At 67.1% G+C, this 14,730-nt stretch carries 12 protein-coding genes, 1 tRNA gene and 2 pseudogenes; 5 read left to right on the top strand and 10 right to left on the bottom strand.

Annotated elements, in window-relative coordinates:
- Positions 1-334: 334 nt before the first annotated feature.
- The 10 genes and pseudogenes from HND92_RS11045 to HND92_RS11000 form a co-directional block, all read right to left on the bottom strand.
- Positions 335-1,399: an NAD(P)/FAD-dependent oxidoreductase gene (locus HND92_RS11045; RefSeq protein WP_172207002.1), complete on the bottom strand. Its 1,065-nt coding sequence runs from the start codon at positions 1,397-1,399 to the stop codon at positions 335-337.
- Between the two features lie 25 nt (positions 1,400-1,424).
- Entirely contained in the window at positions 1,425-1,748 is a 324-nt protein-coding gene (gene fdxA / locus HND92_RS11040; protein WP_011805054.1) for a ferredoxin FdxA, read from the bottom strand.
- 102 nt (positions 1,749-1,850) lie between these two features.
- Positions 1,851-3,239, bottom strand: a complete 1,389-nt coding sequence (locus tag HND92_RS11035) for a sulfate adenylyltransferase subunit 1 (RefSeq protein ID WP_172207001.1) — start codon at positions 3,237-3,239, stop codon at positions 1,851-1,853.
- Positions 3,239-4,171, bottom strand: a complete 933-nt coding sequence (gene cysD, locus HND92_RS11030; protein ID WP_172207000.1) for a sulfate adenylyltransferase subunit CysD — start codon at positions 4,169-4,171, stop codon at positions 3,239-3,241. Before cysD ends, HND92_RS11035 begins: the two co-directional genes overlap by 1 nt.
- A gap of 61 nt (positions 4,172-4,232) precedes the next feature.
- Positions 4,233-4,874, bottom strand: coding sequence for a phosphoadenosine phosphosulfate reductase family protein (locus HND92_RS11025; protein ID WP_172206999.1), 642 nt, complete (start codon positions 4,872-4,874; stop codon positions 4,233-4,235).
- Positions 4,871-5,266, bottom strand: coding sequence for a DUF934 domain-containing protein (locus HND92_RS11020; RefSeq protein WP_088886600.1), 396 nt, complete (start codon positions 5,264-5,266; stop codon positions 4,871-4,873). Before HND92_RS11020 ends, HND92_RS11025 begins: the two co-directional genes overlap by 4 nt.
- Before the next feature lie 25 nt (positions 5,267-5,291).
- A complete protein-coding gene (locus HND92_RS11015) occupies positions 5,292-7,079 on the bottom strand; it encodes a nitrite/sulfite reductase (RefSeq protein WP_172206998.1) in 1,788 nt (595 codons plus the stop codon).
- Between the two features lie 153 nt (positions 7,080-7,232).
- Positions 7,233-9,151, bottom strand: a pseudogene (gene mnmC / locus HND92_RS11010) (FAD-dependent 5-carboxymethylaminomethyl-2-thiouridine(34) oxidoreductase MnmC).
- A 36-nt stretch (positions 9,152-9,187) separates the two neighbouring features.
- Complete coding sequence (locus HND92_RS11005) at positions 9,188-9,853, bottom strand: trimeric intracellular cation channel family protein (protein ID WP_011805061.1); 666 nt, start codon at positions 9,851-9,853, stop codon at positions 9,188-9,190.
- A gap of 220 nt (positions 9,854-10,073) precedes the next feature.
- The gene (locus tag HND92_RS11000) at positions 10,074-10,346 is read right to left on the bottom strand and encodes an oxidative damage protection protein (protein WP_011805062.1); all 273 of its coding nucleotides are present in this window, start codon (positions 10,344-10,346) and stop codon (positions 10,074-10,076) included.
- A gap of 138 nt (positions 10,347-10,484) precedes the next feature.
- On the opposite strand from HND92_RS11000, the gene HND92_RS10995 reads away from it, so the two are divergent.
- From HND92_RS10995 to HND92_RS10975, 5 genes and pseudogenes are all read left to right on the top strand, one after another.
- Positions 10,485-11,504 (top strand): sulfate ABC transporter substrate-binding protein, encoded by a 1,020-nt coding sequence (locus tag HND92_RS10995; RefSeq protein WP_172206997.1) that lies wholly within the window; start codon positions 10,485-10,487, stop codon positions 11,502-11,504.
- Between the two features lie 210 nt (positions 11,505-11,714).
- Complete coding sequence (locus HND92_RS10990; protein ID WP_172206996.1) at positions 11,715-12,404, top strand: glutathione S-transferase family protein; 690 nt, start codon at positions 11,715-11,717, stop codon at positions 12,402-12,404.
- 43 nt (positions 12,405-12,447) lie between these two features.
- Complete coding sequence (locus HND92_RS10985; RefSeq protein ID WP_172206994.1) at positions 12,448-13,914, top strand: deoxyribodipyrimidine photo-lyase; 1,467 nt, start codon at positions 12,448-12,450, stop codon at positions 13,912-13,914.
- 113 nt (positions 13,915-14,027) lie between these two features.
- Positions 14,028-14,117: transfer RNA gene (locus HND92_RS10980), tRNA-Ser, on the top strand.
- Between the two features lie 126 nt (positions 14,118-14,243).
- A pseudogene (locus tag HND92_RS10975) lies at positions 14,244-14,631 on the top strand (TonB-dependent receptor domain-containing protein); the annotation flags it as partial.
- Positions 14,632-14,730 lie beyond the last annotated feature (99 nt).

Here is a 14,730-nt window from a genome sequence, read left to right as displayed (position 1 = left end):
GCAGGGGCAGGGCCAGCGTGGCGGCGGCCAGGGCTTTGGACAGGATGCGATGCGGCAGGGGCAGTGCGAAGGGCACGGGGTGATCTCCTTGGAGTTGGAACTGAGGGATGACAACCCCCAGGTGGAGGGCCGCCCGCGTGCGAAGTTCCGGCCGTTTCAGGCGCGAACCGATGGCCGAAACGTCAATTGCTATGAAAAATATAGCTGCCAGCGCACTATACAAGCCATTCTGAGACAGTTTTCTATTTGGAAACAAGGCAGAACGCGCGCTGCAAGCTCCTGCTTCAATAGCGCCCCGCGCATGCCGCAGGGCGCGCCGCGCCGTCGCCGCAGGTCAGCGGGCCGGGGCGACCCCCAGCCGGGCCTGCAGCCGTTCGCTGCTGGTGGTGTATTCCAGGGGCAGCTTGTGGCCCGCCTGCCGTTCAGCCTCGGCGAAGGCGGCGAGGGTGGCTTCGTGGAAGCCGCACAGGATCAGCTTGCGCTTGCCGGGGTAGGTGGTGATGTCGCCGACGGCGTAGATGCCGGGGACGCTGGTGGCGAAAGTGGCCGTGTCCACGGTCAGCTGCTTGCGGTCCATCGCCAGGCCCCAGTCGGCAATGGGCCCCAGGCGGGGAGAGATGCCCAGGTAGGCCAGCAACAGGTCCAGCGGCTGGCGCTGTGGCTCGCCTTGCGGGTCCAGCAGGGCCAGCGCCTGCAGGGTGCCGTCGGGCGCGGTCTCCACGCCCGTGATCTGGCCGATCACGACCTGGATGCGGCCCGCCTCGCGCAGTGCCTGCAGTTGCGCCAGCAGCGCGGGCGCGGCCTGGAAGGCATCGCGCCGGTGCAGCAGCAGCACCTGCGCGGCAGCGTCCACGCAGTCCAGCGCCGCCTGCACGGCCGCCTCGTCGCCGCCATGTACCACCACGCGCTTGCCGGTCGCGGCACGGGTGGCCGTGGCGGCGTCAGGGTGGTAGAGCAACTGGCCGGGGGCCAGCGCCTCCACCCCCTCGGCCTTGATGGCGCGCGGCACGAAGGCGCCCACGCCCGCGGCAATGAAGATGCTGCGCGCCAGCAGCGCGGTGCCGGCGGTGGTGGTGAGCAGAATACGTCCGTCGGCCTGCGCGGCCAGCGCGTGGACCTGCTGGCCCAGGTGCAGCGTGGGGGCGAAAGGGGCGATCTGCCGCTGCAGCAGTTCCACGAGCCCCAGGCCCGTGCACACCGGGATGCCGGGAATGTCGTAGATGGGTTTGTCGGGATACAGCTCGGCGCACTGGCCACCCACAAGGGGCAGCGCATCAACCAGGTGCGCCGCGATGCCCTGCAGCCCGAGCTGGAAGACCTGGAACAGCCCCACCGGCCCGGCGCCGATCACCACGGCGTCCGCGGCCTGGGGCGTCGGGCTGCTGGGGGATGGGTGCATGCGGGGCGTGGCGGGAGCGCGGGAGTCAGCGCTCCAGCTGGTCCAGCTTGCCGGGCTTGCCGTTCCAGTCGTCAGCGTCGGGCAGCGCTGCCTTGCGCTTGGTGATGCTCTTGAACTTGGGCGTCAGCTCGGCGTTGATCTTGATGAAGGCCAGCTGGTCGCTGGGCAGGTCTTCCTCGGCAAAGATGGCGTTGGCCGGGCATTCGGGGATGCACACGGCGCAGTCGATGCACTCGTCGGGGTCGATCACGAGGAAGTTGGGGCCTTCGCGGAAGCAGTCCACGGGGCACACATCCACGCAATCGGTGTATTTGCACTTGATGCAGTTTTCGGTGACGACGTGAGTCATGAGTAGTTGTGTTCTGGTATGGGGTTAGCCCGCGATTTTAGGCCGACCGCCGCCTCAGCAGGCCAGCCAACCATGCCTGAGGCGCGGAAACCTTAACGTTGATCAAGCTTTTGGGGCCGGTGCGTTCACCAGCACGGCGCCCGCCGTCTTGTGGCTGGCGGTGTCGACCAGGATGAGCGAACCGAGCACGCGGCTGCGCGCGAACGGCGCCGCGGGCAGGGGTTCCTGCAGCAGCAGCTCCACATGGCCGATGGCATTGGGCTCCAGCTGGGTGGCGTCTTCCTCGGCCAGGGTGTTGATGTCCAGACGGTGGACCACGCGGCGCACCTTGACCTTGACCCAGCGGTGGCCGTGCAGCGCCCAGTACACGCGGCCCGCCACCAGCGGCTCGTCGTCCATCCACGCGACGGTGGCGGTGATCTCGCGCTGGCCGGGCCATGCGGGCACGGCGGCGGGGGTGTCGAAGTCGTCCTCGGCCGCGGCAGCGGGTGCGGGCGCAGCCACGATCCAGTCGCCGCGCGAGACGTCCACCTCGCGGTCGAGGGTGATGCCCGCGCTCTGGCCCGCGGCCACGCCGGTGGCGCGGCGCGCATGGTCCAAGACCTGCGCCACCTGCGCCAGCTGTCCGCTGGGGAAGATGGCGACCTGCGCACCCGGCTGCACGCGGCCCGTGCCCACCCGGCCCCAGAACACGCGGCGCCCCTGCGAGGTGTCGGACGAGGAAGAAAATTTCTCCACCCACTGCACCGGGAAGGCCAGGGGCAGGCCGGCGTCGGGCGGGGTGTTGGGCAGCCGCTCCAGGATCTGCAGCAGGCTCGGGCCCGCGTAGTCGCACCAGCCGGGCTTGGCCTCTACCACGTTCCAGCCCTTGAGCGCCGACACCGGCACCACGCCCGCCACCGCGATGCCCGCGTGCCGGGCGAACTGCTCCAGCGCGGCACGGATGTGACGGTAGGCGAGCTGTGGGTCGGCCACGGCGTCGAGCTTGTTCACGGCAAACACCAGCGAATGCACGCGCAGCAGGTGCACCAGCAGGCTGTGGCGGCGCGTTTGCGGCAGCAGCGTGAGTTGCGGGTTCTGCCAATCAAGTTTGGTGGCGTCCACCAGCACCACGGCGGCGTCGGCCTGGGAGGCGGCGGTGACCATGTTGCGCGTGTACTGCTCGTGGCCGGGCGCGTCGCCGATGATGAACTTGCGCGCCTCGGTGGCGAAGTAGCGGTAGGCCACGTCGATGGTGATGCCCTGCTCGCGCTCGGCACTGAGGCCGTCGGTCAGCAGCGCCAGGTCGGTCTCTCCGCCGCGCTGCACGCCGGCCAGGTGGTCCTGCAGCACGGCGCGGCTGTCCACCAGCAGGCGGCCGATCAGCGTGCTCTTGCCATCGTCCACGCTGCCGCAGGTGATGAAGCGCAGCGCGGAAATGTGATCATTTGTGCCGCCAGCGCTTTCTGGTTGTGCGCTGGAAGCTATTGAATTGATAGTGGCGGTGGTCATCAGAAATACCCGTCTTTCTTGCGCTTTTCCATCGAGGCGTCGCTGGTCTTGTCGTCCATGCGCGTGGCGCCGCGCTCGCTGACCTCGGCGGCCAGGGTCTCGATCACGATTTCGCCTGCCGTGGCGGCCAGGCTTTCCACCGGGCAGGTGCAGGTGATGTCGCCCACGGTGCGAAAGCGCACGGTGCGCGTCTGCACCGCTTCGCCGTCCTTCGGGGGCGTGAGCGGCGTGACGGGCACCAGCAGGCCGCGGCGCTCCACCACTTCGCGCGGGTGGGCGTAGTACAGCGATGGCAGGGCGACCTGCTCGCGCTCGATGTACTGCCACACGTCCAGCTCGGTCCAGTTGCTGATGGGGAACACGCGGAAATGCTCGCCGGCGGCCAGGCGGGTGTTGAACAGCGTCCACAGCTCGGGGCGCTGCGCCTTGGGCTGCCACTGGCCGAAGCTGTCGCGGTGGGAAAAGATGCGCTCCTTGGCGCGCGCCTTCTCCTCGTCCCGGCGCGCACCGCCGATCAAGGCATCGAAGCGGAACTCCTCAATCGCTTCGAGCAGCGTGACGGACTGGTGCACGTTGCGCGATTCGCCGGGGTGGGCCAGGCGCACGGTGCCGCGTGCCATCGAATCCTCGACGCTGCGCACGATGAGTTCGGCGCCCAGTTCCTTTGCGCGGAAGTCGCGGAAGTCGGTCACCTCGGGGAAGTTGTGGCCCGTGTCGATCATCAGCAGCGGGTAGGGAATGCGGCCCGCGCCGAAGGCCTTCTCGGCGCACTTGAGCATGACCAGCGAGTCCTTGCCGCCCGAGAACAGCAGGGCGGGGCGCTCGAAGGCCGCGGCCACCTCGCGCAGGATGAAGATGGTTTCTTCTTCCAGCGCGTCCAGGTGGCGGTTGCTGAGCTGGTTGAGCACTTGGGAGTCAACACGGACGTTCATTCGATGTTCCAGTCAAATCTGGCTCCAGCGCTTGTGGGGCAAGCGCAGGCAGCTATCGTTTTTAGTGGGCCAGGTGCAGGCCGCATTCGCGGTTGTCTTCGCCCTTGGTGGGGTCCACGTAGTCAAAGTTGTTGGGCAGGCCGTGCTGCTGGCAGTATTCGTGCAACTGTTTGGACGACCAGTGCAATAGCGGCGCGACCTTGATCAGGCCGTCGGGGTTGATGCTCACGGGCTCCATCTGCGCGCGCACGGCGGTGTCGGTGGCGCGCAGCGCGGTGAACCACACCCGGGGTGCCGTTTCGCGCAGGGCGCGGGCGAAGGGTTCGAGCTTCACCTCTTCGGTGAACGCGGCGTGGCGCGGGTCGTCCAGTGCGGGCGTCGGGCCTTCGACGGCCTCGCGGTGGGCGCGCGAGCGGCGCGGCAGGTAGATCTTCAGGTTGAGCCCCAGCTGCTTCGTCACCGCGTCGGCAAAGCGGTAGGTGGCCTCGGTGTTGTAGCCGTTGTCCATCCAGACCACGGGCACGCCCGGCTGCACGCGGGTGACCAGGTGCAGGATCACGGCCTCGAACGGGCGGAAGTTGGTGGTGACGATGGACGTCTGACCCAGGCCCAGCGCCCAGGCCACCAGGGCGGCGGCATCGTGGCCGTGCTCGGCGTTGACGCGGGCGAGTTCGGCGGCGCTGACCGCCGTGGCGGCGCTCATGCGGCCTCCCGGGCGAACAGCGGGCGCGGCTCCAGCACGTCGCCCTGGTAGAAGGCGGCATAGCGCGCGAACTGGCGTTCGGCCGCGGCCGGGTCCACGCCGGGCGCCAGCACCGCGCTGCTGAAGCCGCTGCGGTGCATGTGCACCAGCTGGTCGATCAGCACGTCGCCCGTGGCGCGGATATCGCCCGCAAAGCGGTAGCGGCGGCGCAGCAGCAGGGCCTGACTGTAGGCGCGGCCGTCGGTGAACTTGGGGAACTGCAGCTCGATGCGCTGCACGCCCTCCAGCGCGCCTTCGGCGGCCAGCGCGGCCAGGTCGGCGTCGTTGGTGATCTGCAGGGTTTTGAGGTCGTCAGCGCCCAGGGATAAAGCGCCAGCAGCTATGATTTTCATAGTATTCAAGGTCTTTTGAGTGGGGTCAGGCCACGGCCTCTTCAGCCGCCTTGGGGTGGCGCGCACCATTGGCGGCGGCCTTGAAGGGGTCCTGGCCCACGCGGCGCAGGGTGTCGATGAACAGCTCGTTGCCCTTGCGCAGCGCGCGGTAGGTGTCCAGCAGCGCTTCGATCACGTCGGGCACTTCGGCGGCCGAGAACGACGGGCCGACCACCTTGCCGCCGATGGCGGGGCCGGACAGCTGCGTACCGTCGGAGCCGCCCAGCGTGATCTGGTACCACTCCTTGCCGTCCTTGTCCACGCCCAGGATGCCGATGTGGCCGCTGTGGTGGTGGCCGCAGCTGTTGATGCAGCCGCTCATGTGCAGGTCGATGGGGCCGATGTCGAACAGCTCGTCCAGGTCCTGGTAGCGCTCGGTGATCGCCGCGGCGATGGGCAGTGAACGCGCGTTGGCCAGCGAGCAGAAGTCGCCGCCCGGGCAGGCGATCATGTCCGTCAGCAGGCCGATGTTGGGCTGCGCCAGGCCCAGCTTGCGCGCGGCCTCGTACAGCGCGGGCAGGTCGGCTTCGTGCACCCAGGGCAGCAGCAGGTTCTGCTCGTGCGTCAGGCGCGCCTCGCCGGCGCTGAACTGGTCGGCCAGCTGGGCCAGGGCGTCCAGCGTGTCGCCGTCGGCGTCGCCGGGCGCAAAGCCCACGCGCTTGAACGACAGTGTCACCGCCTTCAGGCCGGTCATGCGGTGGCCGCGCACGTTCTGCTGCAGCCAGCGCTGGTACAGCTGGCCGGAGGTGTTCACGCCATGCGGGCGGCCGGCAGGCCGCAGCGGTGGCACGACGAAATGGCCGGTCACGCGGTCCAGCTCGGCCTGGGTGATGGTGTGGGGGGCGCCGTCCTGCTCCAGGATGGCGCGGTATTCGGCCTCCACCGCGTCGATGAACTGCTGGCCTTCGCTCTTGACCAGGATCTTGATGCGCGCCTTCCACTTGTTGTCGCGGCGGCCGTAGCTGTTGTACACGCGCACGATGGCTTCGATGTAGTTCAGCAGCTGGTCCCACGGCAGAAATTCACGCACCACGGTGCCGATGACGGGCGTGCGCCCCATGCCGCCGCCCACCTTGACGGCAAAGCCCACCTCGCCGGCCGCGTTCTTCAGCGCCTGCAGGCCGATGTCATACCAGCCGGTGGCGGCACGGTCTTCCGCGGCGCCGTTGAAGGCGATCTTGAACTTGCGCGGCAGGTAGGTGAACTCGGGGTGCAGCGAACTCCACTGGCGCGTGATCTCGGCGAACGGCCGGGTGTCCACGATCTCGTCCTCGGCGATGCCGGCGTAGGCCTCGCAGGTGATGTTGCGGATGTCGTTGCCGCTGGTCTGGATGCCGTGCATGTGCACGCTGGCCAGCAGGTCCATCACGTCGGCCGCGCGGGTGATGGGAATCCAGTTGAACTGCACGTTGGTGCGCGTGGTGAAGTGGCCGTAGCCGTAGCGCAGCGGGGGCGCGGCCAGTGTCAGGCCCGGCTGGGCGGCCTGCAGCTGGTCCTGCGTGGCCTGGGCATGGGCCAGCAGCTCGGGCGTAGGGCGGTCGTATTCGCGGGCGATGTGGGCCAGCATGCGCAGCTGAGCGCTGTTGATGTCGCCATAGGGCACGGCGATGCGGGCCATGGGCGCGTAGCGCTGGATGTACCAGCCGTTTTGCAGGCGCAGGGGCAGCAGTTGCTCGTCGGTCAACTCGCCGCGCTGCCAGCGTTCGAGCTGATCGCGGAATTGCTGGGCGCGCAGGTGGACGAACTGGCGGTCGAATTCGGTGTACTGGTACATGGCAGGGCCGTGGGCGTTTCAACACAGGTGCCGCCGGGCCCCGAATGGCGCCCGCAGCATCGATGGGCGCACTTTAAAAGTCTGTCTTATAAAGACAAACTATTTTTTAATGCTTCATATATTCCGTTATTTGTATATGAAATGCGTGTCGGCTCACTGTGGCTCATATCCTAGCCAGCGCTCGCTGCTCAACGCGCGCGCCAGAGGGGCGTCCAGCGGCAGGGGCTCACTGTGCAGCCGCGCGGCGATCAGTTCGCCGCACAGCAATGACAGCGTGAGCCCGCGCGCGCCCATGGCAGTGCACAGCCACAGGCCGGGCTGGCGCACCGAGTCCACCGGCCCCACGATGGGGCGGCGGTCCAGCGCACCGCAGCGCACCGCCGCCCAGGTGCGCACGGGGCCGTCCGGCGCGGTGACGGCCTGGGTGAAGGCGGCGTCCATGGCAACGCCCAGGGGGGGCAGCAGCGCGTGCAGTTTGGCCTGATTGGTGGCCAAGCCCTTGGCGTGGTCGTCAGGGCTGGGGGGCAGGGCGGTCTTCAGGCGCTCGAACGTGGAGCCCAGCACCCAGCCTGCGCCACCCTGCAGCGGCACACGGGGCACCAGGTTGCCGTTGCCATTGACCGGCTGGGGCGGCCAGGGGGCGCCCGCGGGGGCCTGGGCATGCAGGCCCCAGGCCAACTGGCCGCGCAGCGGATTCATGGGCCAATGCGCGTGCGTGAGCGGGCCGGTGTGGTGCCCGGCGCAAACCACGGCAAGTTCCGCCTCGGCCAGGACTCGCCCTTCGGCGTCCAGTGCCTGCCAGAGGGGCTGGCCGTCGACGGTGGTGCGGCGCAACTCCGCCACCGCCGCGCTGCCGCGCCAGTGGATGGCCGGGTCGTTCAGCAGGTGGGCGATGAGCTGGGGCGGGCGTACCCAGCCCGCGTGCTCGTGCCAGCAGGCCACCGTGTCTGCCGATAAGCCGTTGGCCTGCAGTTGTGCGGGTGTTGCGGGGCGACTCCAGTCCAGGCCAGGCCCGTCGCTCCAGGCCAATCCTGTGGTGCCGTCCACACGGTGCTCCAGCGTGCCGCACGCGCTCCAGTCGGTGCCGCGCGTCTCGGCGGGAAGCTGCGCCAGCATATTCAGCGTGGTGCGTACCCCCGCGCGCGACAGGCGTGAGATCAGGTTGTCGTCCTGCGAGACATTGGGCGCGAACACCCCGCCGGCAGGCCGGATGCACCGGCGGCAGGGTGATCGGCCCGGTCCAGCACCTGGACCTGCCAGCCACGGTGCGCCAGGCTGGCCGCCACGGCGGCGCCCGCCAGTCCTGCGCCCACCACCAGGCAGCGGGCCGGGGCGGCCACCGTGGCGTCTGGCAGCACGGGCTGGCCGGCGCGTGGCTCCCAGCGGGGCGCGTAGGTGGCCTGCAGGTTGTCGCGCTTGGGGCGGACACCCGGCACCTTCTGCACCTCGAAGCCGCACTGCACCAGCCCGTCCCGCACGCCGCGCGCCACCGTCCACGTCGCCAGGCGGGTGCCGCGACGGCAGCAGCGCGCCACGGCCTTGAGGGTGTGGATGTCCCACATTTGCGGGTTGTGCTGGGGGTCGAAGCCGTCCAGGTACACCGAATCCGCCGTGGGCTGCTGCTGCCTCAGCAGGGCTTGCGCGTCACCGATGTACAGCGTGAGCAGCACCTGCCCGCCGTCGAACGAGAGCCGGTGCACGCCCGGCAGCAAGCCCCAGTACTGCGCCGCCAACTGCTGGGCCAGCGATTGCAGTGTGGAATCGATGGGCGTGGCGCGCAGCACATCGGCCGCGCTCACGGGCCAGGCCTCGCAGGAAACGAAGTGCAGCCGCTGTGGCCGGTGGGGGTCGGCGCGCCACGCGGCCCAGGTCACGAGGAAGTTCAGGCCCAGGCCGAAGCCGGTTTCCAGCACCCGCCACTGCGGCTGGTTCTGCCAGGCCTGGGGCAGGCCGCAGCCGGCGAGAAATGTGCCGCGGGCTTGTTCCAGGCCGCCGTGCTCGCTGTGGTACCGGTCTGAGAAGCGCGGGCTGTAGGGCGTGCCGTCTTCCAGCCATTCAATCGGTTCGGACATGGTGTCGGGAGGCGCGAAAAGATTACAGAAACAGTGTCATTCCCAGCGCTGCTGATACGAGAACACCGGCAGGCGCCAGTGGTAGTGCAGTGCCAGCAGCCGCAGCGCCAGGCCGGCGGCGAAACACACCAAAGTGCTGAGGTTGTTTTCCACTTCCATCGTGCGCAGTCCCAGAAACAGCAGGCACACGGCCAGGGACACGCTGGCGTACAGCTCGCGCCGAAAGACCACGGGCACCTGGTTGCACAGCACGTCGCGCAGGATGCCGCCGCTGATGCCCGTGAGCATGCCGGACATCACCACCACCACGGGCGGGTAGCCCAGCTCCAGGGCCACATTGCATCCGATCAGCGAGAACGCGATCAGCCCCATGGCGTCCAGCAGCAGGAACACGCGCTTGATCCGGTGCAGGTAGCGCGCGACCACCGTCGTCAGCAGGCCTGCGGAGATCACCAGGTACACGTATTCCGGGTGCTGTGTCCAGCCGATCGGGTAGTGGCCCAGCACCATGTCACGGATGGTGCCGCCGCCCAGCGCGGTCACAAAGGCGATCACGCTGACACCGAAGATGTCCATGTTGCGCCGGCCTGCGGCCAGCGCGCCAGACATGGCCTCGGCCGTGATGGCCACAAGGTAGATCACCAGCAGGGTGGTGAACTGTGAGAACTGGAACGAGTCCAGCAATGACACCGACGGCAACATGAATATCTCCTCAGGGAGCCGGGCCTGGGCCGCCTGCCAGGCGCAGTGGGCTACAACGGCAACGCCCCCGCCACAGTGATGCGACGGGGGCGACTGCAAAGAGGCGCTGCTTCAGCGCAGCGCTGCGTCATGCGCCGGGCGGGACGCAGCCAGCCTCAGCGTCTGCGCCGCGCCAAAGAAGCGGCTTTAGCGAAACCGCTTCTTGCAGCGCTGCAGTGCGTTACGCGCTGGGCGGCACATAACCCGCCGCAGCGTCTGCGCCGCTGCCGAAGAAGTGGTTTTCCATCTGGCGGGCGAGGTATTGGCGGGCGCGCGCGTCGGCCAGGTTCAGGCGGTTCTCGTTGACCAGCATGGTCTGGTGTTTGATCCAGTCGGCCCAGGCTTGCTTGCTCACGTTGTCATAGATGCGTTTGCCCAGATCGCCGGGGTAGGGCGCAAAGTCGAGGCCTTCGGCTTCCTTGCCGAGCTTGATGCAGTGGACGGTACGTGCCATGGAGCGATTCCTTGCTGAAACTTCAGACGTCAATGGAATAACAAACTGAAATCTTATTGGTTTGGATTTTGAAGGGCGACTTCCAGAATGCCTTGCATCGGTGAACCGCACCGACGCACCCTGCAACGAAAGCCCTTCATGAACAATCGCCGCGACTTTATCAAGTTTCCCCTGGCCACCGCCCTGACGGCGGTCATGTCCCTGACGTCTTTGCCGTCGTTCGCGCAGCCCGCGCAGTTCCTCAACGTGTCCTACGACCCCACGCGTGAACTCTATGTGGCCTACAACCAGGCCTTCGCACGCCACTGGAAGGCCAAGACGGGGCAGGAAGTGCAGTTCAAACAGTCGCACGGCGGCTCGGGCAAGCAGGCGCGTTCGATCATCGATGGCATCGACGCCGACGTGGCTACGCTGGCCCTGGGCGGAGACGTGGATGCGCTGGCCCAGCACGGCCTGCTGGCGCCCGCCTGGCAAAAGCGCCTCCCGCACAACTCGGCGCCCTATACCTCCACCATCGTGTTCTTGGTGAAGAAGGGCAACCCCAAGGGCGTGAAGGATTGGGATGACTTGGTCAAGCCCGGCGTGCAAGTCATCACACCCAACCCCAAGACCAGCGGCGGGGCCCGTTGGAACTATCTTGCCGCCTGGGAGTTCGCCAAGCGCAAGTACGGCAGCGACACTCAAGCCAAGGATTTCGTGTCCAAGCTCTACAAGAACGTGCCGGTACTCGACACGGGTGCGCGCGGCTCGACCATCACCTTCGTGCAGCGCGGTGTGGGCGACGTGCTGCTGGCCTGGGAGAACGAGGCGTTTCTTGCGCTCAAGGAGTTCGGCAAGGACAAGTTCGAGATCGTCGTGCCATCGCTGTCCATCCTGGCCGAACCCACGGTGGCGGTGGTGGACAAGGTGGTGGACAAGAAGGGCACGCGCGCGCTGGCGGAGGAGTACCTTGCCTACCTCTATTCCGACGAGGGGCAGGACATTGCTGGAAAGAACTTCTACCGTCCAACCAGCGAGAAGGCCAAGGCCCAGTACGACAAGCAATTCCCCAGGCTCACACTGGCCACCATCGACCAGGCTTTCGGTGGCTGGGCCAAGGCCAATCGGGAGCATTTTGCGGACGGCGCGCTGTTTGACCAGATCTACAGCCGGCGTTGATCCGTCTTTGGATGAAAATCGGCGCTAAGCTTTGATGAGTAAGCGCTGTAAGCTATCAAAAATATAGCTTCCAAAGCGCCCCGCACTCCTTTGGCGAAGGGAGGGACGTGGGTCCGGGCCTCGGCGCGAGGGAAAGCCCACCCATGGCGGGGCACGCCGTGCCGCGGCAGGCGCCAACCCTTCGCGCGCGACTGCACTACCATGCCGCCCATGCTGACCGTTCACCACCTGGAAACCTCGCGCTCCCAGCGCATTCTGTGGCTGCTGGAAGAACTGGGCGTGCCCTACGACATCCGCCGTTACTCGCGTGACCCCGTGACCAAGCTGGCGCCTCCAGAGCTCAAGCGGGTGCACCCGCTGGGCAAGTCGCCCGTCATCACCGAAGGCGACATGGTGGTGGCCGAATCTGGCGCCATCATCGAGTATCTGGCCGAGCGCTACGGTGCACAGGCGCCGGCGGATCTGGCCCATCTGGAACCCGCGCGCGGCACGGCAGAACATCGCCAGTGCAGGTTCTGGATGCATTACGCCGAGGGGTCCCTGATGAACTGGCTGGTGATGAAGCTGGTGTTCGACACCATTGCGCGCCAGCCCATGCCGTTTTTTGTGCGCCCCATCGCGCGCACCCTGTGCGCCAAAGTGCAGCAAAGACTCATCGGCCCGAACGTGCAAACCGCCCTGGCCTTCATGGATGCGCACCTGGCCCAGCACGACTGGTTCGCCGGGGGCCACCTGACCATGGCCGACTTTCAGATGAGCTTTGCCGTGGAGGCGGCCCTCGCGCGCGGGGGCGACGAAACGGCCTGGCCGCACCTGGTGGCCTACCGCCAGCGTATGCGGGCGCGTCCGGCCTACCAGCGGGCGCTGGAGCAGGGCGGCCCCGTGGTGATGCAGGCCTGAGGGGCACTGCCGCGCCGTCAGCCAGACCAGTCCTTCCCGTCCCATGCCAGCCAGCGCCCTTGTGTGGCTGCGGCGCGATCTGCGCTGCCATGACCACGCCGCCCTGTACCACGCACTGCGCCGTTTCGAACGCGTGTACTGCGTCTTCGTCTTTGACACCGACATCCTTGATGCGCTGCCGACCCGGTGCGACCGGCGCGTGGAGTTCATTCACGCCAGCGTGTGCGCATTGGATGAGGACCTGCGCGCGCTGGCGGCGCGCAGTGGCGCCCCCGGCGGCGGCCTGATCGTGCGCCACGGTACGGCGGTGCAGTGCATCGTGCAATTGGCTCGCAGCCTGGGCGTGCGCGAAGTGCTGGCCAATCGCGACTACGAACCTGCAGCCCTGGCCCGCGACCGACGCGTGGCAGGCGGCCTGGCGGCGTGTGGCATCGCGTTCAGCGACTACAAGGACCAGGTGCTGCTGGAGCAGGGCGAGGTGCTGAACCAGCAGGGCCAGCCCTACAGCGTCTTCACGCCATACAAACGCACTTGGCTGCAGAAGCTGGATGCCTTCCAGACCAAGCCTTATCCCGTGGAGCGCCACGCTCAGCACCTGGCCGTGCCCCCGGCGGGGGAGCGGCTGCCCACGCTGGCGGATCTGGGCTTCGTGCCCACCAACCTGGCTGACTTGCAGCTGCCTGTGGGCTCGCGCGGCGCGCAGCAGTTGCTGCAGGATTTCCTGCCGCGCATGGCGGCTTACAAGCTGGCGCGCGACTTTCCTGGGCGCAAAGGCGTGTCCTACCTGTCGGTGCATCTGCGCTTTGGCACCGTGTCCATCCGCCAGCTGGCCTCACTGGCCGCGCGGCAGGCCGCGCAAGGCTGCGAAGGCGCGCAGACCTGGCTGTCCGAACTGGCGTGGCGCGACTTCTATTTCATGATTCTGTGGCACCACCCGCACGTGGTCACCCAGGCATTTCGCCCCGAGTACGACCGCGTCCAGTGGGATGACGTGCCTGAGTACTGGCAGGCATGGTGCGCGGCGCGTACTGGCTATCCGTTGGTCGACGCCGCCATGCGCCAACTGCTGCAGACTGGCTACATGCACAACCGGCTGCGCATGGTGGTGGCGAGCTTTTTGACCAAGGATTTGGGTATCGATTGGCGCCGTGGCGAGCGCTTCTTTGCCCAGCACCTGAACGACTACGACCTGGCTGCCAACAATGGCGGCTGGCAATGGGCGGCGTCAACCGGCTGCGACGCTCAGCCCTGGTTTCGCATCTTCAATCCGGTCGCGCAGTCGCAGAAGTTTGACCCCGATGGCAGGTTCATCCGCCGCTATCTCCCAGAGCTGGCGTGTGTTCCTGATAAGCACCTCCATTTCCCTGCAGGCATGAAGCCGCTGGAATTGCAGGCCTGTGGGTTGCGTTTAGGCATCGACTATCCGCTGCCGATAGTGGACCACGCCAGAGCACGGGAGCGTACTCTGATGCGGTTCCATTTCTTGGGTCGCGGGCGAGAGGCATCCTGAAAGGCGGGGAACCGGGATGTTCCATCTTGAAACCCGTGAGGAAGCATGTTTTTTCAAGGGAACAGTCAGATCTTTGAAAAAGTGTCTGTGCAGCATCTATAATGGAGGGCTCCGGAGAGGTGGATGAGCGGTTTAAGTCGCACGCCTGGAAAGCGTGTGTGGGCTAATCCCCACCGCGGGTTCGAATCCCGCCCTCTCCGCCAGGCGTTCCAAGGGTTAGCAGGTACTCATCTGCTAACCCTTTTTCGTTGCGATTCCTCTAAGAACGAGGCCCGCAGCAGAGGCAGCCCCCCGCAAACCATATAAGGTTGGCGTGTGAACCAAGCTGGGCCGGTTATGCCTTCCTGGATGGCGAGATGACCGCCTCGCCTGCGACGGATGCGGGCCAGCCTGTGCAGGGCAAGCGGCCCACGCTGACTCCCCGGCACAGCGCGAACCTGTGGGTGACCAAGGCACTGGGGCACGGCTTTGGCCTGGGCGGCGGCCTGAACTATGTGGGAGCGCGGTTCGCCAACCCCGGCAACACGGTTACCTTGCCTGGCTACACCACGGTGGATGCCATGGCCTAACTACCGCCAGGGCGCCTGGGATGTGCAACTCAAGCTGAGCAATCTGTTTCGACCACCGCTATATCGTGGCGGGCATGGCAGTTCGCCGAACCTGAACCTGGCGGGTGCCCCGCGTTCGGCGCAGCTGGTGGCACGCTACGGATTCTGAGATTCAGGCCTCGGGGCATGCCGCAGGAGTCTTGGCGCGCCGACAAAGGCTCGATCATGGGCAACCAGCCGTCCTGAAAGTCCGCGCACAGTGACCGAA

Source organism: Diaphorobacter sp. JS3050, assembly GCF_013154915.1.
GTDB lineage: Bacteria > Pseudomonadota > Gammaproteobacteria > Burkholderiales > Burkholderiaceae_C > Diaphorobacter > Diaphorobacter nitroreducens.
Note: the sequence above shows the minus strand (reverse complement) of the source record. Positions and strands in the feature narration are given on the sequence as shown.